20 protein-coding genes are annotated in these 25,386 nt (G+C 58.2%); 13 read left to right on the top strand and 7 right to left on the bottom strand.

Annotated elements, in window-relative coordinates:
- The 3 genes from AC1MEE_RS17865 to AC1MEE_RS17855 are packed head-to-tail and all read right to left on the bottom strand — an operon-like array spanning nucleotide 1 to nucleotide 1,887.
- The gene (locus AC1MEE_RS17865; RefSeq protein WP_480410923.1) at nucleotides 1–759 is read right to left on the bottom strand and encodes an HvfC/BufC family peptide modification chaperone; all 759 of its coding nucleotides are present in this window, start codon (nucleotides 757–759) and stop codon (nucleotides 1–3) included.
- Nucleotides 756–1,568: an MNIO family bufferin maturase gene (gene bufB, locus AC1MEE_RS17860; protein ID WP_480410922.1), complete on the bottom strand. Its 813-nt coding sequence runs from the start codon at nucleotides 1,566–1,568 to the stop codon at nucleotides 756–758. Before bufB ends, AC1MEE_RS17865 begins: the two co-directional genes overlap by 4 nt.
- A gap of 46 nt (nucleotides 1,569–1,614) precedes the next feature.
- Nucleotides 1,615–1,887, bottom strand: a complete 273-nt coding sequence (locus tag AC1MEE_RS17855; protein WP_480410921.1) for a BufA1 family periplasmic bufferin-type metallophore — start codon at nucleotides 1,885–1,887, stop codon at nucleotides 1,615–1,617.
- A 206-nt stretch (nucleotides 1,888–2,093) separates the two neighbouring features.
- Here AC1MEE_RS17855 and AC1MEE_RS17850 point away from each other — a divergent pair, with 206 nt between their 5' ends.
- Together AC1MEE_RS17850 and AC1MEE_RS17845 are read left to right on the top strand one after the other, a co-directional pair.
- A complete protein-coding gene (locus AC1MEE_RS17850; RefSeq protein ID WP_480410920.1) occupies nucleotides 2,094–2,666 on the top strand; it encodes a sigma-70 family RNA polymerase sigma factor in 573 nt (190 codons plus the stop codon).
- Nucleotides 2,663–3,304, top strand: coding sequence for a DUF1109 domain-containing protein (locus AC1MEE_RS17845; RefSeq protein WP_480410919.1), 642 nt, complete (start codon nucleotides 2,663–2,665; stop codon nucleotides 3,302–3,304). Before AC1MEE_RS17850 ends, AC1MEE_RS17845 begins: the two co-directional genes overlap by 4 nt.
- 112 nt (nucleotides 3,305–3,416) lie before the next feature.
- On the opposite strand, the gene AC1MEE_RS17840 is transcribed toward AC1MEE_RS17845, so the two are convergent.
- The 3 genes from AC1MEE_RS17840 to pobA all read right to left on the bottom strand — a co-directional run bounded on the left by AC1MEE_RS17840 (nucleotide 3,417) and on the right by pobA (nucleotide 7,769).
- A complete protein-coding gene (locus AC1MEE_RS17840) occupies nucleotides 3,417–4,553 on the bottom strand; it encodes a catalase family protein (protein WP_480410918.1) in 1,137 nt (378 codons plus the stop codon).
- A 49-nt stretch (nucleotides 4,554–4,602) separates the two neighbouring features.
- Nucleotides 4,603–6,411, bottom strand: coding sequence for a di-heme-cytochrome C peroxidase (locus AC1MEE_RS17835; RefSeq protein ID WP_480410917.1), 1,809 nt, complete (start codon nucleotides 6,409–6,411; stop codon nucleotides 4,603–4,605).
- Between the two features lie 173 nt (nucleotides 6,412–6,584).
- Complete coding sequence (gene pobA / locus AC1MEE_RS17830; protein ID WP_480410916.1) at nucleotides 6,585–7,769, bottom strand: 4-hydroxybenzoate 3-monooxygenase; 1,185 nt, start codon at nucleotides 7,767–7,769, stop codon at nucleotides 6,585–6,587.
- Between the two features lie 154 nt (nucleotides 7,770–7,923).
- On the opposite strand from pobA, the gene AC1MEE_RS17825 reads away from it, so the two are divergent.
- The 9 genes from AC1MEE_RS17825 (at nucleotide 7,924) to AC1MEE_RS17785 (ending at nucleotide 19,432) form a co-directional block, all read left to right on the top strand.
- Nucleotides 7,924–8,793, top strand: coding sequence for a helix-turn-helix domain-containing protein (locus AC1MEE_RS17825; RefSeq protein WP_480410915.1), 870 nt, complete (start codon nucleotides 7,924–7,926; stop codon nucleotides 8,791–8,793).
- A 32-nt stretch (nucleotides 8,794–8,825) separates the two neighbouring features.
- Nucleotides 8,826–9,755, top strand: coding sequence for a pca operon transcription factor PcaQ (gene pcaQ, locus AC1MEE_RS17820; RefSeq protein WP_480410914.1), 930 nt, complete (start codon nucleotides 8,826–8,828; stop codon nucleotides 9,753–9,755).
- Nucleotides 9,756–9,899: 144 nt separating this feature from the next.
- Complete coding sequence (gene pcaH, locus AC1MEE_RS17815) at nucleotides 9,900–10,619, top strand: protocatechuate 3,4-dioxygenase subunit beta (protein WP_480410913.1); 720 nt, start codon at nucleotides 9,900–9,902, stop codon at nucleotides 10,617–10,619.
- A 12-nt stretch (nucleotides 10,620–10,631) separates the two neighbouring features.
- Nucleotides 10,632–11,234, top strand: coding sequence for a protocatechuate 3,4-dioxygenase subunit alpha (pcaG, locus tag AC1MEE_RS17810; protein ID WP_480410912.1), 603 nt, complete (start codon nucleotides 10,632–10,634; stop codon nucleotides 11,232–11,234).
- Between the two features lie 75 nt (nucleotides 11,235–11,309).
- Nucleotides 11,310–12,659 carry a 4-hydroxybenzoate transporter PcaK gene (gene pcaK / locus AC1MEE_RS17805; protein WP_480410911.1) on the top strand — a complete coding sequence of 450 codons (1,350 nt, stop codon included), beginning with the start codon at nucleotides 11,310–11,312 and terminating at the stop codon, nucleotides 12,657–12,659.
- Between the two features lie 39 nt (nucleotides 12,660–12,698).
- The gene (locus AC1MEE_RS17800) at nucleotides 12,699–14,060 is read left to right on the top strand and encodes a 3-carboxy-cis,cis-muconate cycloisomerase (RefSeq protein WP_480410910.1); all 1,362 of its coding nucleotides are present in this window, start codon (nucleotides 12,699–12,701) and stop codon (nucleotides 14,058–14,060) included.
- Nucleotides 14,061–14,074: 14 nt separating this feature from the next.
- Entirely contained in the window at nucleotides 14,075–14,464 is a 390-nt protein-coding gene (gene pcaC / locus AC1MEE_RS17795; protein WP_480410909.1) for a 4-carboxymuconolactone decarboxylase, read from the top strand.
- 133 nt (nucleotides 14,465–14,597) lie between these two features.
- A complete protein-coding gene (tssI, locus tag AC1MEE_RS17790; RefSeq protein WP_480410908.1) occupies nucleotides 14,598–18,740 on the top strand; it encodes a type VI secretion system tip protein TssI/VgrG in 4,143 nt (1,380 codons plus the stop codon).
- A complete protein-coding gene (locus AC1MEE_RS17785) occupies nucleotides 18,737–19,432 on the top strand; it encodes a DUF7738 domain-containing protein (protein WP_480410907.1) in 696 nt (231 codons plus the stop codon). Before tssI ends, AC1MEE_RS17785 begins: the two co-directional genes overlap by 4 nt.
- A gap of 256 nt (nucleotides 19,433–19,688) precedes the next feature.
- On the opposite strand, the gene AC1MEE_RS17780 is transcribed toward AC1MEE_RS17785, so the two are convergent.
- Entirely contained in the window at nucleotides 19,689–20,927 is a 1,239-nt protein-coding gene (locus tag AC1MEE_RS17780) for an ISL3 family transposase (RefSeq protein WP_480410906.1), read from the bottom strand.
- A 101-nt stretch (nucleotides 20,928–21,028) separates the two neighbouring features.
- Between AC1MEE_RS17780 and AC1MEE_RS17775 the strand changes: the two genes are divergently transcribed.
- Together AC1MEE_RS17775 and tssM are read left to right on the top strand one after the other, a co-directional pair.
- A complete protein-coding gene (locus AC1MEE_RS17775) occupies nucleotides 21,029–21,511 on the top strand; it encodes a hypothetical protein (RefSeq protein WP_480410905.1) in 483 nt (160 codons plus the stop codon).
- A gap of 152 nt (nucleotides 21,512–21,663) precedes the next feature.
- Nucleotides 21,664–25,380 carry a type VI secretion system membrane subunit TssM gene (gene tssM / locus AC1MEE_RS17770; protein ID WP_480410904.1) on the top strand — a complete coding sequence of 1,239 codons (3,717 nt, stop codon included), beginning with the start codon at nucleotides 21,664–21,666 and terminating at the stop codon, nucleotides 25,378–25,380.
- Nucleotides 25,381–25,386: the final 6 nt, after the last annotated feature.

Genomic DNA, 25,386 nt, shown 5'->3' with positions numbered 1-25,386 from the left:
TCAGGCGTTTGTGTCGCTCGCGGTAAATACCCCAGCGCTGATCAAGCCGGTGAGCAGTTTCATGAAGTCCAGTTCAGGCTCGGCTTCGAGCGCCTGATGGGCCGCCTGGTCAAGCGTCAGTCCAGCTGCGCAGGCATCGAGAAACGCACAGCCACCGACGCTAAGCGCCTGCCAGTCAACACGGCCGGTCGTTCGCACCAGCAGTGCGCCTTCGCCGACCCAGTCAAGAGCCTCCGGCATTTCCAGCTGTTCGCGATTGATGCGCCAGATGGTGTAGGCCGGCTGTTCGGGAAACCATAGCCAGCGTGCAGCGGCACGGGGTTTGAGTCGGATACGGCCCATTGCTTCAGGCGTGAGGCCGACAAACGACGTCAGGTCTATGCCAGGCTCGTCGGTTTCGCTGTGCACTTCGTTCCATAAGCGGTCGAGCCGCGCGACATTGCCCAGGTAGGGCATTTGTTGCGCATGTTCGAACCCGTCCAGAAAGTCGGGGAAATCGGCACCGTAATAGAGCAGTCGGGCATCCGTTGGCGGGGATTGATGGATGTGAATCGAGGCGGCTGCGCGAAACCACTCCGTTCCGACCAGTCGTTCAACCGTTGGAAAGTTGGCGAGCAAAGCATCGCTGGCGCCTTTCAACACCGTATTTCGATACACCAGAAAACCGGGCTGCTCGATGAGCTTCGCGATGTCTGGCGAGTCGGCACCGTACAGGGCATCGACAAACGCATTCTGAAACTCGCCCAGTGGCAGGGTCATTTCGCCGCCTCCAACACCGCTTGGGCGGTATCGCGTTCAGCCAGTAATACATCGAACTCAGGAATCTGGTCGTCTCGTTCGATCAACGTAGGCCGTGGGCCAATGCGCTCGATCACTCGTCGATACAGCGACCAGACATCCTCGACGATGGGTGCATCGTGGGAGTCGATCAGCAATGAAGAGGCGCCGGGATCGACGGTATGGCCCGCCAAATGGATTTCCATGATGGCTGCTGCGGGAAACGCGTCGAGATAGGTCACGGGGTCGAAGTCGAGATTGTGAGCACTGATGTACACGTTGTTCACGTCGAGCAGCAACCCGCACCCGGTTCTTTCGCTCAACTCCGCCAGGAAGTCGATTTCGCTCCAGTCGTGGCCGTCGAGTTGCAAGTAATGGGTCGGGTTTTCGATCGCGATGCGACGCTGGAGCCTGTCCTGGGTCTTTTGAATGTTGCTGACGATACGGGTAAGCGCCTCGCGGGTACGGGGAAAGGGCAGCAGGTCAGGATGGTATTGACCGCGCCATGCCGACCAGGCGAGATGTTCGGAAATAAGGGTGGGCTGAACGCGATCTGCGAGCGCCTTCAGCCGCTGTAAATGCATGTCGTCTGGCTGGCAATCAGCAGCAAGCGACAGTGAAACACCGTGAAGCGACAGCGGATGACGGCTGCCTATCGCTTCCAGCCAGGCGAGGCGCGGGCCACCACCGACCATGTAGTTTTCCGGATGGACTTCGAACCACAGGCCGCTGGCCGCGCATTCTGATGCGACCTCATAGTGATTCGGCTTAAGGCCCAGTCCGGCCCCCATTTCGAGGTGTGTCTTCATGATTGGTGTGCGCCCGGTGAGCCTGCAATTACATTGCTTTGAGAGTGCCCATGCCGTGTGGGGTCTTGATAGAGGTGCAAGTACCGGCAGGAACGTTTTTCCATGAGTTGGTTTGATAGTCCATCTTGGAAGTGCCTGCGCAAGTGGTACCTGCACCCGCCTTGCAATCATTTTTACCAGCCATGGCGACGCCGAAACATTTTTCCATTGCGCCTGCAGCGGCCGGAGTTTCGGCCGCGATGGCTGCGGTGGCAAGCGAAGAGAGGGCGATTGCGATGGCAGCAAGTTTGAGGTTGTTCATGATTCATACTCCAGAGCGTTGAGGTGTGGTCGAAGCGCCAGTGCAATCTGCTCTGTGCTTGCGATCCGTAAGGTAATTCGCCGGTCTGTTGCATTCGGTTACAGCGATGACAAAATATTTTTTAAATTTTTTTCCGGCTTGTTCCTGATGTGAGGCGCAGGGCATCATCAAAAAATACTTCTCCATTCGTGTAACCAGAGCGATCGATGGACCGAACTACACATAACGAGTCGTTGCGCAGTCGGGAGATTCATCTTCAGACGCTATTTCTCGCGGGTTTGGACGGAGATGAAACGGCCTATCGAGCATTCCTTTCAGAGCTGAGTCCGCATCTGCGGGGCTTTCTCAGAGGGCGGCTTCAGCGCCAGCCGAGTGAAATCGAGGATTTGTTGCAGGAAGTGCTATTGGCCGTGCATAACGGGCGGCAGACGTATCGTGCAGAACAGCCTTTGACTGCCTGGGTGTTCGCGATTGCGCGCTACAAACTCGCCGATTTTTTTCGGTCGCGTTCGCGTCATGACGTGCTCAACGATTCCCTCGACGATGCGGCAGAGCTGTTTGCCGAACCCCATCTCGAACCCGCGCAAGCGAGCCGCGATCTGGGCAAATTGCTCGATCAACTGCCTGAGCGTCAGCGCCTGCCGATCATGCATGTGAAGCTCGAAGGCTTGTCGGTCCTGGAAACGGCACGGATGACGGGATTGTCGGAGTCGGCAGTAAAGGTTGGCGTACACCGCGGGCTGAAGGCACTGGCGGCAAAGATTAGAGGCTCACGATGAAAACAGATGATCTTATTTCCCTGCTCGCCACCGGTGTTACGCCGATAGATCGCTGGGCGTTTGCCAAGCGCTTCAGCCTCGCGGTCCTGATTGGAATACTCGGCGCCAGCGTGCTGGTGATTGCCATTCTCGGCCTCCGTCCCGATCTTGTCCAAGTGGCGGCGACCCCCATTTTCTGGGTGAAAATTACCCTGCCGCTGAGCCTGATGATCGGCGCGTTGCTGATGGTGACTCGGTTAGCGAGGCCGGGTATGACGGGAGGGGCGGGCGGACTGTTGATTGTCGCGGCGGTCGTTGCAGTCTCGCTGGGCGGGGTTTATGTGCTGGCGCTGGCGGCTCCCGATACGCGGGTCGCGTTGCTGCTCGGCAAAACCTGGCGCGTGTGTCCGCTCAATATCACCCTGCTTTCCATTCCCGGATTCATCGCAGTGTTCTGGGCACTGCGCGGGCTGGCACCGACCCGCCTGGCGTTGACTGGCGCGTGTGGTGGCTTGCTCGCGGGGTCGATGGCGACCCTCGCGTATTGCCTGCATTGCCCTGAAATGGAGGTCCCGTTCTGGGGCATCTGGTACATGCTCGGGATACTCGTACCGACGCTGCTCGGCGCGCTGCTGGGCCCGCGTTGGTTGCGTTGGTAGGGGACTGATTTATTTTTCGCGCTTTTTGAAAAATCAATCTGTCCCCAGTCTCAAGGCGGGGACAGATTGGTTTTCGGTGAAGCGCTGAAAACAAATCAGTCCCCTTGTGGCCTCATTGCTCAGCATTCCGGCTATGCCGGTAATCGCTCACCGCCTCATAAACCGCCTTGCGCAGGCGGTTGATGCCGCCGATGGGACGGTGTTCGGCCACACCGAACCATGGGTTGAAGGACTGGTTGTCGCACGCGAGATTCAGCGCCGGGGTGTCGAAATCCTGTGGTGGAATCTTCACCCGGGCCACAGTCTCGAAAGGCGCATCGTTTTCTCGCCATTCAATGCTGGTGTCCTCGATGGGCATGTATTTGTCCGGGTCTTGTCGCTGGATCTGCAAGACGAAGCACGCAGGCACTCGATCCGTCGACAGTTGCTGGTTCAGCGCGTTGCGCAGGAAGTTCGGCAGCGCCTGATTCTGTGGCGGCAGGCTATAGTCTGGGCAGTTCTGCGGATCCGGCGCGACCCGGAACTTGGCATTGGCGGCACCGAACTTGTAGGGCGACACCGAGTAGTAGGTGACTTGCGTCGGGCTGTCGGGCGCAGGGGCCAAGGTGCCCAGGGCGATGAACAGATGGCGGACTTGCCAGGTCTGCGGCTCCCAGCTCGGGAAGAAGGCCAGACCGGTTTTTCCATCGGCCTGGGCGGCGATGTTCTGACGATATTCGGCGACATCGCTGACGAAAAAATTCGGGTGGCTGAACATCACGAAGTCCTGTTCGCCGCGGCCTTGCTGATCGGCTAATAACTGTTTTCCAGGCACATTGATCAATTTAATCGCCATGCCCCGAGCGTCGCGGATGCTGTCGAACTGTGGATAAGCATTGCCATTGGACAGACGCATCGACGCCTGCCAGGTCTTGCCCGCTTCGGCGAAGACGCCCTGACGCAGTGAGGGGGCAAGGTCGGCCAATACCTGAACCTCGGCCTTCACGCAGCCATGGGCCTTGGCATGGGCATCACGCAGATAACGGGTGCTCTCGCGGTGCTGATCGACGATGCGAATCGCAGTCTGAATGATGTCCTGGGACATAGCCGCTTCGTCAGGCGGGATCTGCTCCTGGTTCGAGACGGGACCACGGTGGTGCCAGGTCAGCCAGGTACTGGTCAGCAGCCACCCCGACAAGCCGAGCCCCAATAGAACGATAAGGGTGGTGCCAAGCAGAGCGCCGAGGCGGACCCAGAGGGTGGTCAGCATGAGAAGGTTCCCCTTTTGTCAGGTGCGGGTGTCGGGCGCGAGTGCCGGCTTATGGCAGTTGTGATTCGAGTGGGCCACCGAGCACTTTCAGGTACTCCAGCAAGGCCCATCGCTCGCCGGGTTGCAGCAGTCTGCCGATCACGCCGTTGCCTCGAGCCCCCGTGCGGAATTCGTGGCCGCTGTTATGGTTGCCGGTGATTCGCGTATCAAACAGAAATGCCCCGGTAAAGGCTTCGTCGCGGTACCCCAAATGGCGAGGGTCGTATTCAAAGGTGCCTCTGTAGAAGGTGGTGGCGCGTTCGTCCTGAGGCGAGAGCAATTGATAAATGCTGGGAACCGAACCGTTGTGCAGAAACGGCGGAGTGGCCCAGACGCCGGCCAACGGCCGTGCCTTGTAAGCGCGCAGTTCACGCACACCAATCGGTAGGCCGTAGCCATTCAGGCGCGGGCGTTCGGCAGGAGAAACATTAGCGTCGCGGTAGGCGCGGTCTTCGACAAAGGCGGTGATATACGCCAGTCCCTTGGCCACCGACAGCTGGCTCATGTCCAGCGGTGCGTCGGGTGTCGGATGCAATTCGACGTTCAGCTTCGCCAGTTCGGCCGGGTCCCATTTCAGCGCGCTCAGGTCGTAACGCTGGTCGGCGATGTTGTTGGCGGCGCCCGGATCGGTGCCGATCACCGCGACGGGCAGCATCTTCAATTTTCGTACCGGACGACCATTGCTCTCCGTGACGGGCGGGACGTGACAGCCTGCGCAGTTCTCGGCGAACAATGCACGGCCCTGGGCCGCACGCGGACGATCGATGCTGCCCAGCAATTCCTCGGGCCACGCGGGAGGCTTGAGTCGTTGCAAGGTTTCTTCGAGCCGGTTCAGGTCACGCACGCGAACGCTCGACGGGTAGCTGGCCTCGCCTGTGAGTGGTTGACCCGTGGTATCGAAAAGGTTCAGCGTGGCACCGACCCCGAGGGCTTCGCCGATATTGCGGGCCATGGGTTGCTGGGCCGAGCCGTTCCACTGGACCCAGTCGAATGACCATATGTCCCAGAGCGGGGGATAGTCCACGGGGGCGTTGGCGACTCGGTAGTTTTTCTCGGAAATGGCATCGCCGAAGCTGGCGTTGGCAATGCGTCCGAAGGCGTCGGTACGCCCGGGGCCTTCTTCGGTGGGGTACAGGCCTCGGTGGGTGTCATTCCAGGCGACGTGTAAAAAGGTGTCGAGGGACTGCTTGAAGTCGGTACGCAACTGCTGGTGCTGCGCGTCATAGTCCTGGCCGAGGACGTTGCGGGCGAAGCGCTCGAATTTCCACGGGTTGTAATACGTCGCGGCGATGCTCGCCACCAGTGCCTGGCCAAAGCTGCCGCCGCGCAGGGTGGGTACGCTGGAAGGCAGGACATGCTGAGCCGAGCCACCGTCGATCCGCAGCGCTTGACCCTTGAAGCGCAGTTCGCCGGTGTGGCAGGCGGCGCAGGTAATGTCCAGATACTGTTCGCTACTGCCGGGATTCTGGTGGCGGGCGAAGCCGACTGGCAGGTTGCCCGGATTGTTTGGGTTGGCTTGCTGTTTCGGGTCGACCAGAAAGCCGAAGCGCGCCAGGTACTCGGGAGCGGCGAAGCGCTGTTCGGAGAAGGGCAATTCCAGTGCGCTGAACCAGTCATAGCGCAGGCCTTTCACCTGAGTGCCTTGAGGCGTGTAGTAAAACGTCTGGCGATCGTCCGTGTTCCACTGTTCGAGGTAATGCACCTGTTCGGCGGGTACGTAGACGGGTAGTTTCGGGTTGGCGATGTAATAAAGGATCACGGCCAGACCCAGGCAGAGCAGGGCAGCAATCAGGAACAACGCACGGTAAAAAAGGCGCAAGTCAAAAACCTCCTTGTCTATTTATACCGACCTTATGCCTGAGCCTATGAGGGGTGGCAAGTAGCCATTTTATCAGTTTGGCAAGCCCTCTCGTCTCTGCCTTTCAAAGGAGCCTGCTCATGAGCTTAGACATTCACAAGGCAGGCGTCCTCAGGACAGTCGACTTTGACCGGTTACTCAATGGCCTCGTAAGGCAGCCCGACGTAATTTTCCGCAATCGTCTTGCGTCCGGCTTCCGAGCTTACGAAGTAATCGAGTTCGGTCTTCTGGACACGCTGGCTGAAGGCATCAGTGTCGGGAAACCGGTGGAGGATCGAGGTCATCCACCAAGAGAAGCGTTCGGCTTTCCAGACGCGGCGCAGGCAGATTTGCGAGTATTTCTCCAGCAGGTCGGTGCGACCTTCGCCATAGACCTTGAGCAGGATGCGATACAGCGTGCTGACATCGCTCGCCGCCAGGTTCAGGCCTTTGGCGCCGGTGGGCGGAACGATATGGGCAGCATCGCCCAGCAGGAACAGGCGGCCATATTGCATGGGCTCAACGACGAAGCTGCGCAAGGGGGCGATGCTCTTTTCAATAGAGGGGCCGGTGACCAATTGCTCGGCGATATTTGGCGGCAAACGGTGTTTGAGCTCCTCCCAGAAACGTTCGTCCGACCATTCCTCGACCTTTTCCTCTGCGCCCACTTGCACGTAATAACGGGTGCGCGTCGGTGAGCGCATGCTGCACAAGGCGAAGCCACGCTCATGATTGGCGTAGATCAGTTCGTGGTTAACCGGTGGGGTCTCGGCCAGAATACCCAACCAGCCAAAGGGGTAAACCCGTTCAAAAATGTTCAGCGTCTCTTGCGGTATCGCTTGTCGTGATACGCCGTGAAAGCCGTCGCAGCCGGCAATGTAATCGCAGTCCAGGCGGACGGTCTCGCCGTTACGCTCGAAGGTCACGTAAGGACTGTCGCTCTTCATGCCGTGGGGCTGCACATTTTCGGCGTCATAAATGGTCATCGCACCCACGGCGGCACGAGCGTCCATCAAGTCACGGGTGACTTCGGTCTGACCGTAGACCATGACCGTTTTGCCGTCGGTCAATGCTTTAAGGTCGATGCGTTCACAGCGTCCGTCGAAGGCGAGTTCGAAGCCGTCGTGCACCAGACCGTTGGCGTCCATACGCTCACTGACGCCAGCTTCGCGCAACAGATCGACCATGCCTTGTTCCAGCACACCGGCACGAATTCGGGAGAGGATGTAGTCGGGATTCTTGCGTTCGACGATGACGTTGTCGATGCCTGCGCGGTGCAGCAGTTGGCCGAGTAAAAGGCCGGACGGGCCGGAGCCGATGATGGCGACTTGGGTTTTCATGGTGATAGTCCTGTCTGGTGCGGCTGAAGGCGTGACGCCTTACAGGGCACTGTTATTTTTGTCTCCTGTATTTTTAGTGGATAAAGCAGGGATATGAAGGCACTATCTGATGCATTCCATGGACTTTTCATGGATCGTCGCAAGGGGGAGGGAGATGTCGAAATCATTCGCTACGCCTGTTCCGGTGTTCAAGCTCTACGGCGAGACCAGCGCTTGGCCGACGCCCGACCTGATTCATTGCGAGTCGATCCCCGAGCGCAGCAAGCTGCACGGCTGGGAAATAAAACCCCATCGGCACAGTGATCTGGTGCAGCTTTTATACGTGCAGGCGGGGCAGGCGACGCTGAAAGTCGAAGACGTGATCAACCACATCGATTCACCCTCGCTGCAAGTCGTTCCTGCGCTGAGCGTGCACACCTTCAAGTTCTCCGAGGATATTCAAGGCCACGTGCTCAGCCTGGCGCAGCCTCTGGCCGAACAGCTCGGCGCCTCGCTTAACAGTCCGGTGTTGACCACTGCTGCCTGTTACCCGATCGGTTCCGCGCATCTGTATCTGGACACGCTGTTTTCAGCCATCACTCAGGAATACAGCCAACACCAGCCCGGCCGTGATCCGATGCTGCAATCGTTGATCACGGTGCTGTCGATCTGGCTCAGCCGCCGTAATCTGGAACTGTCGTTACCGGACGCATTGCAGCTTGACCGTGGTCGCGAGTATTTGCAGGTATTCACCCGGACATTGGAACTGCGCTTTCGCGAGCATCTGCCCATCGAGCACTATGCGGCGACGTTGGGGATCAGTACTGCTCACCTCAATGCCCTGTGCCGACGCCTCTCAGGGCAATCCGCCTTGCAAATGATCAACCAGCGACTGTTGCTGGAGGCCAAGCGCGATCTGGTCTACACCACCATGACCATCAATCAGGTGTCCGACAGCCTGGGCTTTTCCGAACCGGCTTACTTCTCGCGCTTTTTCAAGCGCGGCACGGGGCAGTCACCGAAACAATTCCGTATCCAGCGTTAGCGGATGCCAGACCTCGAAGGCAGCGAACTGCGGTGAATATCGATACCCGAATCAAATTCCGCCATCTGGTGTGCTTTCTCGAAGTGGCGCGTCAGGGCAGCCTGGCGCGTGCCTCGGACAAACTGGCGATCAGCCAACCGGCGCTTTCCAAGACCCTCAAAGAGCTGGAAACCCTGCTGGCCGCCACCTTGTTTGTGCGCAGTAAAAGCGGCGCGGCGCTGACCGAGGCCGGGGTGGCCTTTTTGCGTTACGCCGGTCCGAGCGTCCAGGCGCTGCGCGAAGGGGTCAATAGTCTGCGTTCCGGCGAGCACGAGCCGATCACCGCGAGACTCGGTGTGCTGTCCACCGTGGAAAGTTTGCTGGTACCCGAAGTTGTCTGCCGTTTGCACGCCCGACATCCCGCGTTGGTCGTCAGCGTGGTGACCGGGCCGAGCGCGTACCTGCTATCCCGACTGCGCGTGGGTGAACTGGATCTGGTGGTCGGACGCATGACGGATAGCCCGCAGATTCTTGGGCTGACGTTCGAGCATCTGTACAGCGAGTCCATGACCCTGGTGGTGCGTAACGGCCATCCGCTGTTGGCCGATCCACTGGCGCATAAAAATCTCGAAGACTATCCGCTGGTGTTGCCGCTGGCGGGGACGACGATTCGCAAATTCGCCGACAGCCTGTTTGTGCAGCACGGCATCAGCCCACCGCGCCAGCGTCTGGAAACCCTGTCGTTGACCCTGAGTCGGCGTTACGTGCAGTGCAGTCAGGCGATCTGGGTCGCGCCTTTCGACGCGGTCAGACAGGACCTGAGTCGAGGTGAGCTGGTGGAACTGGAGTTAGGGATTCGCGAACCGGGTGGTTCTGTGGGGCTGTGCAGCAATCCTGCGCTGCCGATGCCACTGGCGGCTCAGTGGTGTGTGGACGTGCTGCGCGAGGTGGGGCAGGAGTATCGCGAGGGGCGTTATCCATAACCATTTGGATATGGATAGGATCGGTTTTTTCAATTTTGGATGGGGCTCTATCAGGGGAGACTGAGTTACAGACTGCTATCCACGCAGCTTTTACCTCTAGCTCTCTATCCATAGCTCTCTATCCATAAGAATAAGGAGACCGACATGTCTGATGCGGACAACAGCCGCTTCGTCATTCGTGACCGAAATTGGCACCCCAAAGCCCTGACGCCTGACTACAAAACCTCGATCCTGCGTTCCCCGCGTCAGGCCCTGGTGAGCATTCCCCAGTCCCTGTCGGAGACCAGCGGCCCGGACTTTTCCCACCTCAAGATGAGCCAGCACGATAACGATCTGCTGCTGAACTTCAACCAGGGTGGCCTGCCCATCGGCGAGCGCATCATCGTCGCCGGCCGGGTCTGTGACCAGTACGGCAAGCCGATCCCCCATACCCTGGTGGAGATGTGGCAAGCCAATGCCGGTGGTCGCTACCGGCACAAGAAAGACAGCTACCTGGCGCCCATCGACCCGAATTTCGGTGGCGTCGGCCGTGCCTTGACCGATCGCGACGGCAACTACAGTTTCCGCACGGTCAAACCCGGACCGTACCCGTGGCGCAATGGTCCCAACGACTGGCGTCCGGCGCACATCCACTTCTCCATCAGCGGCCCGTCGATTGCCACGCGTTTGATCACCCAGCTGTATTTCGAAGGTGACCCGCTCATCCCGATGTGCCCGATCGTCAAGTCGATCGCCAGTCAGGAAGCGGTGCAGAGCCTGATCGCCAGGCTCGATATGAGCATGGCCAATCCCATGGATTGCCTGGCTTATCGCTTTGATATCGTTCTGCGCGGTCAGCGCAAGACCCACTTCGAAAACTGCTGAGGAGGCACGCGCATGCCCGTTCAACTTCTGCCTGAAACCCCTTCGCAAACCGCCGGTCCTTACGTGCATATTGGCTTGGCGCTGGAGGCGGCCGGCAACCCGCCCCGCGAGCAGGAAATCTGGAACGAAATGGCCAAACCCGGTGCGCCGGGCGAGCACATTTTGCTGATGGGTCACGTCTACGACGGCAATGGTCACCTGATTCGCGATTCGTTCCTGGAGTTCTGGCAGGCCAATCACGAAGGCGTCTACGACAGCGATTACGATCTGGAAAAACCCTTCAACAGCTTTGGTCGTACCGCGACCACGGATGTCGGCGAGTGGACGCTCAAAACCGTCAAGCCCGGCACGGTGAACAACGCTGCGGGTGTTCCGATGGCGGCACACATCAATGTTTCGCTGTTTGCTCGGGGCATCAACATTCACTTGCAGACCCGCCTGTACTTCGACGACGAGGCCCAGGCCAATGCGGTCGATCCGGTACTGAATCTGATCGAACAGCCACAACGTCGTGAGACTCTGATTGCCAAGCGTTGCACGGTTGACGGCAAGCTGGCTTATCGCTTCGACATTCGTGTTCAAGGCGAATCGGAAACGGTGTTCTTCGACTTCTAACGCTGTGGCGTGCGTGTGGTTTTATGGCGTTTGCCGATGCAAGCGCCCCAATAAGAATAAGAAGGAAATGTTTGCATGTCGCTATTAGCCCCTGTGCCCTTGGTTGGCACGCTCGATGTTCAGGCGTTGATCAACGCCAAACCACTGTCTACCTATCAATGGCGGGTCGTGCTGCTGTGCTTTCTGATCGTGTTTCTCGACGGTCTGGACACGGCTGCCATGGGTTTCATCGCCCCGGCCTTGAGTCAGGAGTGGGGCATCGATCGGGCGAGTCTGGGACCGGTGATGAGTGCGGCGCTGATCGGCATGGTCTTCGGCGCCCTGGGTTCCGGACCATTGGCCGACCGTTTCGGGCGCAAGGTGGTGCTGGTGGTGGCGGTGTTTCTGTTCGGCGTGTTCAGTTTACTGTCGGCCTACAGCAGCAACATCGATCAACTGCTGGCCCTGCGCCTGCTGACCGGCCTGGGTCTGGGGGCGGCGATGCCCAACGCCACCACGCTGCTGTCCGAATACACCCCGGAGCGGCTCAAGTCGCTGCTGGTGACCAGCATGTTCTGCGGTTTCAATCTGGGCATGGCCTGCGGCGGGTTTGTCTCCGCGAAGATGATTCCTGTACTGGGCTGGCACAGCCTGCTGATGCTCGGCGGGATTCTGCCCTTGGTGCTGGCCGTGGTGCTGTTGTTCTGGCTGCCGGAGTCGGCACGCTTTCTGGTGGTACGTAATCGGGGCGTGGAGCGGATTCGCAAGGTGCTGGCACCGATTGCGCCGCTGGACGTCTCGGCAGCCACGGGCTTCAGCGTGCCGGAGCAGAAGTCGGTACAGAGCCGCAACGTGCTGAAGGTGATCTTCTCCGGCACTTATAGCGCCGGCACTTTATTGCTGTGGCTGACCTATTTCATGGGCCTGGTGATCGTTTACCTGCTGACCAGCTGGTTGCCGACCCTGATGCGTGACAGCGGCGCGAGCATGGAGCAGTCGGCGTTCATCGGCGCGCTGTTTCAGTTCGGCGGCGTGCTCAGCGCGGTGGGTGTGGGCTGGGCGATGGACAAATTCAATCCGCACAAGGTCATCGGCATCGCCTACCTGTTGGCTGGCGTATTCGCTTGGCTGGTCGGGCAGAGCCTGGGCAATGTCACTGTGTTGGCCACGTTGGTGCTGTTGGCAGGCATGTGCATCAACGGCGCGCAATCGGCGATGCCATCGCTGGCAGCGCGGTTTTACCCAACCCAGGGTCGCGCCACCGGCGTGTCGTGGATGCTCGGCATTGGCCGTTTCGGCGCGATCCTGGGTGCCTGGGCCGGGGCGACGTTATTGGGGCTAGGCTGGAATTTCGAGCAGGTGCTGACCGCTCTGGTGGTTCCGGCGGCGTTGGCGACCATCGCGGTAGTGATCAAAGGGCTGGTCAGCCATGCGGACGCTACCTGAGATCACCTCACTGATTTTTTCGAATCCTGGAGCAATGGCTTGAACAGACCGAGCAATCAACTTTTCGATGCCTATTTCACGCAGCCGGCAATGCGGGCGATTTTTTCCGATCAGGGTCGGTTACAGGGCATGCTCGATTTCGAAGCCGCCTTGGCACGCGCCGAAGCCAGCACCGGGCTGATTCCCAAGGAGGTGGTTGCCGATATCGAAGCGGCCTGTCGCGCGGAACTGTTCGATGTCGACGAGTTGGCAGTCGCCATTGGCAATGCAGGTAATTCGGCGATCCCGCTGGTCAAGGCGCTGGGCAAAAAGATTGCCGCGCGTAACGAAACCGCTGAGCGTTACGTGCACATGGGCGCCACCAGTCAGGACGTGATGGACAGCGGTCTGGTGCTGCAACTGCGTTCAGCCATCGACCTGCTGGAGCGCGATCTGGCGCGACTGGCCGATGCGCTCGCCGAGCAGGCCCAGCGCCACGCGAGCACGCCGCTGGCCGGGCGCACCTGGCTGCAACAGGCGACGCCAGTGACCTTGGGCATGAAAATCGCCGGCTGGCTGGGCGCTATTACTCGTCATCGCCAGCGCCTCGTTGAAGTCAAACCACGTTTGCTTTGCCTGCAATTCGGTGGTGCTTCCGGCAGCCTGGCAGCATTGGGTGATCAAGCTTTTGCGGTGGCCGAAGCCCTGGCCGGTGAATTGAATCTGAACCTGCCTGACCAGCCTTGGCACACCCAGCGTGATCGTCTGGTGGAGTTCGCCAGTCTGCTGGGAATGATCGCCGGCAGTCTGGGCAAAGTGGGGCGTGATCTCAGTTTGCTGATGCAGACCGAAGCGGGCGAGGTGTTCGAGCCTGCCGCGCCAGGCAAGGGCGGCTCGTCGACCATGCCGCACAAGCGCAATCCGGTAGGCGCAGCGGTAATGATCGGCGCTGCGACCCGAGCGCCAGGGCTGGTGGCGACGATGTTCGCCGCCATGCCGCAAGAACATGAACGCAGCCTCGGCCTCTGGCATGCCGAGTGGGAAACCCTGCCGGAGCTGTGCTGCCTGGTGTCCGGCTCGTTGCAGCAGGCGTTGCAGGTGGTGCCAGGGCTGGAAGTCGACGCCAGGCGCATGCTGCAAAACCTGGAGTTGACCAAAGGGCTGGTGCTGGCGGAAGCCGTGAGTATTGCCCTGGCCCAGCGTATCGGCCGTGATGCTGCCCACCATTTGATCGAACAATGCTGCCGCCGTGCAGTGGAGCAGGACGCTCACCTGCGTCAAGTGCTCGGCACCGAACCGCAAGTGGCCGCGCAACTGTCCGCCGAGGAACTGAATCGCTTGCTGGACCCGGCCCATTACCTGGGTCAGTCGCAGCGCTGGGTCCAGCGCGCGGTGGCCGAACATCACGCATTGAAACCTTAGAAAAGGATCCTGAAATGGACGAACAACAACGTTACGAAGCCGGCATGAAAGTGCGCCGCGAAGTGCTCGGTGATGCCCACGTAGATCGCAGCCTCGAAAAGCTGACGCCGTTCAATGGCGAGTTTCAGGAGATGATTACCCGGCATGCCTGGGGCGACATCTGGACCCGTCCCGGGTTGCCACGCCACACCCGCAGCCTGATCACCATCGCCATGCTGATCGGCATGAACCGCGAAGGTGAGTTGCGTCTGCACTTGCGCGCCGCGAAAAACAACGGCGTGACCCGCGACGAGATCAAGGAAGTGTTGATGCAGAGTGCGATCTATTGCGGCATTCCAGCGGCCAACGCCACCTTCCATCTGGCCGAAGAGGTGTGGGACGAGATGGGGGTGGAGTCGTTGTAAGCGCGTCGAGGTGCGCATGATCTTATCGATTAGAAGGGTATGGGAATAGTCCGACATGACTCAGGGATTCATCTGATATCTAGATAGTTTGAATCTTTAATACGCTGGGGTTCCCTTCGGACAGGCCCTCCCCATGCCCCGTCACAGCGACCTGCGTTACACCTTTGAACCCGCCTCGGGCACCGCTTTCGAGGTGGTGGCCTTCACCTTGAAGGAAGGCCTGTCCCGGCCGTTTCATCTGGACATCCAACTGTCCAGCAGCAACCCCAACGTCGATTTTGGCGCGGTGCTCGACCGGCCTGCGCTGTTCACGATCTGGCGGGGCGAGCAGGCCGTGCGGCGGGTGCATGGGCTGATCAGCCTGTTGAGTCAAGGCGACACCGGCTTTCGCCGTACCCGCTACCGGGCGGTGGTTGAACCGACCCTGGCCCGCGCCGACTTGCGCTCGAACTGGCGGATTTTCCAGCAGCAAAGCGTGCCGCAGATCATCGACGCAGTGCTCAAGGCCCAGCCCCTGACCGACCGCGAGCAACTCGTTGGCGCCGCGCATGAACCCCGTGAATATTGCGTGCAGGTCGGCGAAACCGATCTGGCGTTTCTCGCCCGTCTGGCCGCCGAAGAAGGCCTGCTGTACAACTTCGTCCATCGCGCCGATGGCCATCGCCTGATCTACACCGACAAGGTGCAAAACCTCGGAGCCATCGGCCGCAAGGAACAGTGCCAGGTGCTGTACCAGCCCACCCCCGGCGGCGATCAGCCGGAACCGGCGCTGTGGCGTTTCGACTACACCGAACAGGTGCGCACCGCGCGTCAGGTGCAGCGCGATTACACCTTCAAGCACTCGAGCTACGCCCAGGAGCACGTTGCCGAAGGCCGTGACCACGAGCACCAGCAACGCGACTACGAGCGCTTCGACTACCCCGGTCGTTACAAGCGCGATGAAGCCGGTAAACCCTTCACTAAAACCCGCCTGGCCGCCTTACGCCGTGATGCGCGCATCGCCACGGTCGAAGGCGACGACGCCCGTCTGCAACCCGGTTTGGCGTTCGACCTGATCGGCCATCCGCGGGAGGAGCTGAACATCCGCTGGCGCCCGGTGTTCATCGAACACCGCGGCACCCAGCTCACCAGCCTGGAAGAAGAAGCGGCGGGCAGCGAGCAGAGCACCACCTACCAGCAGACCGCCGAACTGGTCACCGGCCTGACCGACTGGAAAGCCGAACTGCGCGACAAGCCGCGTATCGACGGCCCGCAGATGGCCACCGTGGTCGGCCCACCGGGGGAAGAGATTTACTGCGACGAATGGGGCCGGATCAAGATCAGTTTCCCGTGGGATCGCACCAGCCAAAACAACGAACACAGCTCCTGCTGGATCCGTGTGTCCCAGGGCAGGGCCGGCACCACCTGGGGCGCAATGGCCGTCCCGCGCATCGGCCAGGAAGTACTGGTCGAATACCTGGACGGCGACGGTGACCAGCCGATTGTCACCGGCCGCACCTACCGCGCCGACAACCTGCCGCCGTACCCGCTGCCGCAACACAAAACCCGCATGACCCTCAAAAGCCAGACCCACAAGGGCGAGGGCTTCAACGAACTGCGTTTCGAAGACGAAAAAGACCAGGAAGAAATCTACCTTCATGCGCAGAAAGACCAGAACATCCAAATCAATAACAACCAGACCACCTTCGTTGGCAACGACCGCAGCGAAAAGGTCGAGCACGACGAGCGCATCGAGATTGGGCATGACCGTACGGAACAGGTCGGTCATGACGAGCAGGTCACTATCGGCCACGACCGTCGCCATGAGGTTGGCCAGGATGAGTTTCTTGCCATTGGCCGCAGCCAGACGATCCAGATCGACCAGGACCGCAGCGAAAACGTCGGCAACCACCGTCAGGACAAGACGGCTGCCAACCACTGGATCGAGACTGGGGGGAATGTCGAGCACACGGTGCGCGGTCATTACCATCTGGAGGCTGCTCAAGCTATCGAGCAAAAAACCACCGTCTACACCGTGCAGGCCGGACAAAGCCTCGTGCTGCAAGGCCCCGGCGGCAGCATCACCCTGAACGATGTCGGGATCACGCTGGAAGGCGTGGCGGTTTGGTTCAAGGGACCGGTGACGCAGAGGGCTGGCGATGGCCATACGGTAAATCTTTTCGGTATGCCAACGTCTGGCGTGCGGGAGGTTCAGCAACACAGCCAACTGCACAGTACCTTTGCCTTCGATCAGCTTACGGAAGTCGCAAATCGTTGCACGCCAGCGGAGTTTGTATTGATGCTCGCCCCGATCTTCGGTTTCGATATTCCGGCGCACACATACATCAAACTCTTTGGCGCACTGCGTAAGGGCACCTTGGCCCCCCCAGAGTATCGGGCGATGTCCTCCGGCGTAAACCCAGCCGACTATGACAATCAGGATCGCATTATCCGTATTCACTCGACGGCTCTGGAGCAAGCGGTTGAGGATCAGGACGCTTCATCCCGATTACTGATGGTGCTCTTGCATGAGTTCGGCCATCACATCGACAACGTCCTGCGCCAGGATCTGGCTGACAAACATCCTGATGGCTCATCGACCCTTGCAGCAGATGGGCCATTGGATGAAGGTGCCAAATATGCTTACCGCATCGCTTTTTTTGACCTGGAAAATACCAGCGAAGTCGAATACGCCCGCTACTCTTCGCCCAACTACAGTGGGCCGTTGAAAGTAGATTACTCCGCTGCGCAACTGACCATCCGCGAGGCTCAGGCTGGCAATGCTCAGCAACAGGAAGGTAAGCACGGCAACCGCGAAGCCTTTGGTGCCGGGCGCGGCGAGCACCATGAAGAACAACCCCACAGCTCGTTTGGGCATGAATCCATTGAAGACGCCTTGCTTGATGCTGGGTTTGTCGACAGCAACGAACGCCTAGCGATCTATTTTGGCAATTGGCTGCGCGATTACTCGCAATTGCTCGACCCGAAGATTGTGCGGGCCGCCACGATGCCGAAAAGCTTTCCGGAAGTGCTGTCACGGCAGGCCTTGACTGAGCTTGTGGACGTGCTGGCGGCGAAAAAATTCAACACGTTGAGAGCAAACAACCTGGCGTACAAAGTCACCCCGTCCATGCTCGGGGTGTACCGCCCCAGCCAGCACATCGACAACCCCAAAAACCTGAACCCGCAACCACCCGATCCACAAACCCGGGATCCAGGGTTCGAACCCTGGATACTGCCCGGCAGCAGCCTGTTGGAGATTGACTACGAAACTTCCATGAAACGCTATATCTGCCGCTCGGCCAACGTGATGAGTAACGAGCTTCTGGCTGCCGCAAGTCAGGGACGCACCCCTACTGGCCGACGTCTGTTGGGTGGGGCGCTGCATATTCTGGAGGATTATTTCGCCCATTCAAACTTTGTAGAGTTGAGCCTGATCAAGCTAGGCCACACAAAGATACTGCCCTGGACCTCGCGAGCCAAATGCAAACACGGTTTACCGATCGTTACCGGCATGTTCAATTCGACCGATGTTATTGCCAGTCTGGCCGAGCCTATGGCGCAAATGCTGTTCCCAGTGGATGACTGGGCTTTCACTGCCAGCGAAGTTGGATACCGTTCTGACAGTGAAAAAATGATGTTGATCCTGCTCAACGAGCATCGGGACGAACGCTTACTCCCGGCCTTCAAAAACTTTTTGCAATTGCGCGACAAATGGGCCGCAGTCCCCGGGCATCAGCACGTAGAAAAGGTCGGTTGGCTCGCTACAGCCCCTATGCGATTGGTGCTCAATAGCTACAGCATGGTATTCCAAGGCTTGTTGCAACTGCTGGGCAACAGTGTCGACGATGCACAAACCTTGTTTGACGATGATCCCAATACTAGCGGCTCTACCGACCCGTCTCACTCACAACTGGCCAAGGACCATGACAGTCACCCATTCCATACCCTGGCCACTATTTTAGCTAAACATGCAGTTAAGCAAGTCGCCAGCGCAATGATGGATCGCTGGTCAGGTGTGCCAGGATTTGCGCCTGAGAAGATTGCGCTCGGGTTTTTTACCCACCCTCAGGACAGCACTTGGCAAGACATATTAGTGGCTAGATGGGCTAGAAGTAATCCAACCCTTATCCAGCGGGGTGAGTCTCTAACGGAACTCCACTACCTACATGAAACGCACGGTAAGCAGGCGCTGGCTCGGGTCCGGAAAATGGGCGCACAGGGTAATGCTGGGTGGGAGTACATCCGTGAACACTATCAAACCCTGTTTGGGGAAAAGAATCAGGTCAAGCCATGAGAAAACGATCGTTGATCGCCGGACTGTTTATCGCCATTGGTGGATGCAGCCTTTATACGCACGCCGAGCCTCTATCCAAAACCGATATTACTTGGGATAACGCCAACGTCCAATTAAAGCGACTGGTCGATTGGTCAAGCGGTACGCGAGAGGTATCTCGTGGTGCAACGCCTGAAATTATCGTGACGGATGGCATCATTACCTTTAACGGCCAAATTTTGCGACTGGGTGATGACTTGGCGAGCTGGAAAAAAATAATAGGTGGCGTGCCACGGACCGACAAAAGAAATAATGTCTTGATATGGGATGAGTTTGGAATTCTTGTATCGCTTAGACCAAGTGATAGGTCGAAAGTTGGTTCTTTTAATGTTGAGCTCAACTACAAGGATCTTTATGTCGGTTATGGGGATCTTCGTCCTCCTGAAAGTGTTCCAGGCGTTGCCTATCATCCGAAAAACACTTTCAAAGGTTATTTGCAAGTTGGTCGTGCAGGCATTGATAATCAATCCACTGTGCGCGAGGTGAATGCAGTCATAGAGGGAGGGTATCGATATCAATGCACGAGTGGTACGAATATTTGTAGCGCTTATATTGAGCACGACAATAGAGGGCTTCTTAGTTTTATCGAAACCGACGGTAGAAGATATAAAAGCATCGTGTATGGGGTCTCTTTTTCAGACGGGAGTTTCTAATGAATTTTTCATTGTGGTGGAAAATTTTCGCGGTGGCCGCAGCCAAGCCTGATGAAGCGGGCAAACTCTTCACGCAGGCCCGATGGGCGAATCGCCACTACCGAAGGCGACGATGCTCGTATGCAAATCCGGCCTGTCCAACTGGAAGGCCGAGTTGCGCAATAAACCGCGTATCGACGCTTCGCCAATAGTCACTTTAATAAAGTATTCAAGAGGTCACATGAATAAATAGGGGCTTCACCGGATCAAGTGGGTGTTATGAGTTTTGGAGACGTTCCGGGTATAAATCCAAACCACCAAAATGAAAGTAAATGGCATTGCGAAAACGCTCCCGATTTCGAAACCCGCAAGAGCGTTGCTTGAGCCGTTGAATGCGTGCGTTCATGCTTTCTGCATGACCGTTATGCAGGTTCAACACGATGGCGTTGACGATGCCCCACAGTCGTCGCTTGATCGTTTTGGCGACTTTCCACATCGGTGGCAGCCCACTGTTCAAGGCCCATTCCAGCCAGTGGTTCCACTGTTGTTCGACCTCATCCCGATCCTTACCTCGCCACAACTGCATGGCCAGATCCTTGATCGCCCACGCTTTGGCTGTACGCAACGAACCCTCTCGCAACGACTCGAAGGTTGCCTGTTGTCGCTCAGTCATGTTCTCAGCCCGCTTGAGCCAGACGTATTTCGTGTTCTTGAGCACCGTGGAGCCGGCCTTTAGCAACTCGCGGTTCTCCATATGACGCACTCTGTCCAACGCCTCACTTAACAGCTTGGCCACATGGAACTTGTCGAACGCTATTTTGTGCATGGCATCCGGAATATGACGCTGGGTCGCGCTGATAAAGGCGGGCCACATATCCATCGAAACGCCCGTAATAGCTTGCTTCTGGTCGCTATTGAGCTTCGTATAAAACGCTTCCAGGCTCTGGGTGAGGTTGCCGTCTTCCACATGCAAGACCTGACCCGTTGCGGGGTCGGTCACCACGGTGACGTACTCGCGACGCTTTTGAAACGAAGTCTCGTCCACACATATCTGGGTCGGTGATAACGGTTTTCGACGCGCCAATCCGCGTCTGACGGCGCGAGCCATGATCCGGTCAATGCTGCCCCAGCTTGTCTGGAGTTGACGCGAGACCGCCTGAATACTGGCTTCCTGGATCCAGTTGATCACCAATGCTTCAAACATCAAGGTGAAACCTGAACCAGCGTCTGCCCACGGGACCTCGACAGTCACCACGCCATGCTCGGCGCAATGAACTCTGGGCACCTCAGCCTCTAGAATGGTCACGAACTGACACGTATCAAGATGCCGCCAACGACGTTTGCGTTTGTCATAACGCGAAGCGTGCAGGCCACATTGCGGACAGGTGAACGCAGCAGCATCAGATACTCCAACGCCGACAACGACTTGCCCCAACGCACGGTCAAGGTTAACTGCGACCACTTTCCACGGTGCCTGGAGCCCAAGGATTTGGGCGTATAAATCGATATCTTTCATGGGGAGGAGAATAGATTACCCACTCAAAACGGTGAAGCCCCAATAAATACATAAAAATATTCAGAAAAATCCTGTTCGTCGTCATTTTTATTTTCGGCAACATGGCAAGTGCAAATGACCCTGAAGAGTCTGCGGGCGGACTCCGAGAAGCAACTAAGTTGGTAGTTGAAAAAAGTGTTGCTGCCGGCAAAAACATACTGAATGGAATAACCGATGGCATTACGGGAGGGCGGCAATCAGCTGACAGCGCGGATGGTGCACTGGTTGTAAGTGATTTGGAGCAGTTGAGAGGAAAGGTTGTCATAAGTTTGCTAGATGTAAAACAAGAAAGTAATGCCGTGAGCATCTTGCTGGGCATTAAGAATACCATGGATACACCGGTAAGGCTGATCAATCTGACACAGCCAGGGGCCTTGTTAGCCATTGATGAGGAAGGTTATGCCAGCGGTCTAAGCCAGTCATCAACTAATCCGCATGAGTTGACGATCCCTAATAGTGCGGGGGTAAAGCAAGTGTTTTTATTCAAGGAGCCTCTGAAAAAAATCACATCCATAAGGCTTTGGGGTAAAGACTTAACGCTCTGATTCGATATCGATATCTGATCGAGTTTTATAGGCAACCAAAGGTCTTGCGAGGGAGAGAATCACACCGTGAACGATTTGTTAATTGGCCAGAGGTAACGCGGTAACCCTATGGGTCACCGAACACGGATTTAAGGAGTAGGAGCGTCAACGTCATGTGGAATATCTGGAGTTACATCAAACGCTGGGGCCTGCCGCTGTTGCGTCAGTTCAAAACGGTGACACCGGTTCTGGTGGTGCTGGGTGTGCTGTTTTTGCTGATCGGGATCTGGTGGTTGGGGCCGCACTGGACCTGGGACACCCATCAACCCTTGGCCGAATGGTCGATGCGGGTCTCGCTGAGCGTGGTGGTGTTGGTGGTTCCCATGGTGATCTGGTCGTTGCTGATCCGTCACCGCTACCGTCGGCTAAAAACCGAACGTGAGCATGAGGCGGCCCTTGAGACCGATCCTTGTTTACCTTATGTCGAAGCCCAGGAGCGGGCCTTGAATGAAAGCCTGGCCACCTTGCGCGAGCATACCCAGGGTCGCAACGCGCTTTATCAATTGCCGTGGTACCTGGTGCTGGGGCAGGAAAGCGCCGGTAAAACCAGTTTCATCAATCGTTCCAACCAAAACTTCTCGCTGACCCGCGTGGCCAAAGACGGCAAACGGATCTTCAAGGATGAACGGCTGGCCTACAACATCGATTGGTGGATGGGTGATGAAGCTATTTTGATTGATCCGCCCGGCGAGTTTATCAGTCAACCGGAGCCAGCCAGCCGTGGTCTGCAAAAGCCGTCGGAGGCCAGTGCTGATGACGTTGCTCAGGAGGAGGCTGCCCCCCAACCTTCGACTCACATGCCGCCGGGTGGCGATTTCCCGCTGGGAACGCACCCGCGCTTATGGGCGAATCTGTTGGATTGGTTGGGGCGCAACCGTAGCCGCCGGGCACTGAACGGGGTGGTGCTGATTGTCGATATCGCTGAGCTGCTGCGCCAAAGTCCTGATGGACGACAGGCACTGGCCGACTCGCTGCGTGTGCGACTGTATGAACTGTCCCAACAATTGGGTACCCGCTTACCCTTGTATGTGGTGCTGAGCAAGTTCGATCTGCTCGAAGGCTTTGAAGAGTTCTTCGCGGGTTTGCCACGTTCGGTGCGCGAGGATCTTTTCGGTTTTACCTTTACCCTGGACTCCGTCAATGACTTCGATGCCTGGCTGGAGGAGTTTTCCGGCCGCTATGACCATTTTGTCGCTCGGTTGCATGAGCAAATATTTGATGCACTGAGCGAGCCGCATTCGCCCAATCAGCGAGACCGTCTGTATTCGCTACTGCACCAAGTATCCGGCATGCGCAATACCTTGTTCGGTTTTCTCGGCAAAATCCTCGGCAGTGACCGCTATACCACGCCGGCGTTAGTACGGGGTGTGTATTTTTCCTCGGTGTATCAGCAAGGCGTTTTGGCTAACGCTTTTGTTGCCGCGGCGGCCCAGCCTTATGGCTTGGGCGAGCCGCCATTGGACGCTAAACCCGAAGGCCGTTCAGTCATCTATTTCGCGCAAAAGGTGTTCCAGCAGGTCATCTACCCCGAGGCCGGTCTGGCGGGGGACAACGTCAAGGTATTGGCCAGCAAGCGCCATGCCCTGATCGCCAGTTCCGCCGTCGCAGCGCTGGGCTGCCTGCTGGTGGTCGGTACCTGGCAGTATTATTTCGGCATCAACCGCGACAAGGCGGTCAGCGTCTTGGCCAAGAGCAAGGAATTCAGCGCGGGTGAGATTGATGCGCGGATAGAGGCGACCGGCCGCAACCTGTTGGCTCCGTTGAATCAGATCCGGGATGCGGTGTCCGTCTACGGTGACTATCGAAATGCCTGGCCGCTGGTGGCGGACACCGGCCTGTACCAGGGCCGGGCGATCGGGCCTAAAGTCGACGAAGCCTATCTGCGCTTGCTGTCGCGACGCTTCCTGCCGGCCATTGCCAGTGGCGTGCTCGATGCGATCAACGCTGCGCCCGCGGGCAGCAACCAACAACTGGCGGCGCTGCGGGTGTATCGGATGATCGAGGACCGGCAGAACCGTCGGCCCGCCATCGTGGAGGACTGGATGGCCAAGCAATGGCAAGCGGCCTATCCCGCCGAGGGCCAGGTCCAGAAAGCGCTGATGGCGCATCTGGCTTATGCGATGCAGTACGCGGATGTTGACCTGCCGCACGACCGTCCGTTGATCGCCAGCGTGCAACAGGAACTGCGCAAGATCCCCTTGCAGCAGCGTGTGTACATGACGCTGAAGCAGGACGCACTGGAAATCCTGCATGCGCCGCTGGACTTGCGTCACGAGATCGGTCCGGCGTTCGATATTGTCTATCACGCCGCCCACACCAAGACCGGTGGTGATTCGGCCACGACGGCCGGGCCGGGCATTACCCTTGCGCCGTTGCTGACCGCCAAGGGGTTCAAGGATTATTTCGAACCGAACAGCCAGAACGTCACCGAGCTGGCGATGATTGACCAATGGGTATTGGGCGAGCGCCGCAGCCTGGATTATTCGGCGCAGGACGCGAAAACCTTGGCCGAGCGTATCCGTTCGCTCTACACCGCCGATTACGTCGACAGCTGGCGGCGTGGTCTGAACCAACTGGTCGTCACCGACTTCAACGACCTTGCCCAGGCCGTGACGGTACTGGAACACGTCACGGGGCCGTCGGCACCCTTGCGCCGACTGCTGGAAACCGTGCGCGATAACACCGTGATCTACCCGCCCGTTGTGGCGGTCGAAGGCCAGGCCTTGATTGAGGTCAAGCGCAAACCAGGTGAGGACGTGGGGCGAGAACAGGCGGCCAACATTCGACGCGCTTTCGTTTCCTTGACTGACTTGCTCACTGCCAAGGGCGAAAATCCTTCGTATTTCGATGAAGCCCTGCGTGCGGTCAGCGCGGTTTATGACTACACCAAAGCGGTTCAGGATAATCCTGATCGTGGTAAAGCGGCCCTCACGGCAGTGCTTAAGCGCTTTTCACTGCAAGGGCCGGACCCCATTAGCAACCTCCAACGCGTCGCGGCAGGTTTGCCGGAGCCGCTCAATCGGCATGTGAAGACACTCGCGGACCAATCCTCACAGGTCTTGGTGATCGAAGCCTTGCGCGAACTGGAAAAACGTTGGGATGCGGATGTCTACAGCTTCTACAGCCAACGACTGGCCGGGCGCTACCCGTTCAACCCTGGCAGCAGCGCCGATGCGTCGCTGGAAGACTTCGAAGCCTTTTTCGGTCCACAGGGTCGCTTGCAGCAGTTCCATGATCAATACCTCAAGGTGTTCATCAAGGACAATCTGGACGCCCTGTACTCGGAAAGCCGTGGCGGCTACCTGGTGCGCACTGATGTGCTGACGCAGCTGGAAGCAGCTGACCGCATCCGCGAAACCTTCTTCAACAACCGTGGCGCGCTGAGCGTGCAGTTCACCGTCGAACCCTTGGGCTTGACCCCCAATCGGCTTAGCAGTGTGCTCGGCGTGGACGGTCAGTTGATCCCTTACAGCCATGGGCCGAGTAACAGTGTCGGTCTGATCTGGCCCAATAGCCTGGGCGAGGGCACCGGCAGCAAAATCACTCTGGTCAACAGTACCGGCAACAGCAACAGCCTTGCTTATCGCGGGCCATGGTCGCTGTTCCGCCTGCTCAGCCGTGGGTACCTCAACGGCAGTACCGTCACCAGTGTCGACCTTGGCTTCAAGATGGGTGATGGCGTCATGCGCTACCGGGTCAGTGCAGAGAAGGCCAATAACCCGTTTACCCAGCGCAGTTTCAGCGGATTTGTGTTGCCGCGAACCTTGTTGCAGGACGCGCTGAAAACGCCAGTGGCGAAGGTGGAACCGCAGCCGTTAAGCCCGTCGTGAGGACAT

It is taken from the genome of Pseudomonas sp. ASL3 (assembly GCF_056680425.1).
This window is presented reverse-complemented; position numbering and strand designations above follow the sequence as displayed.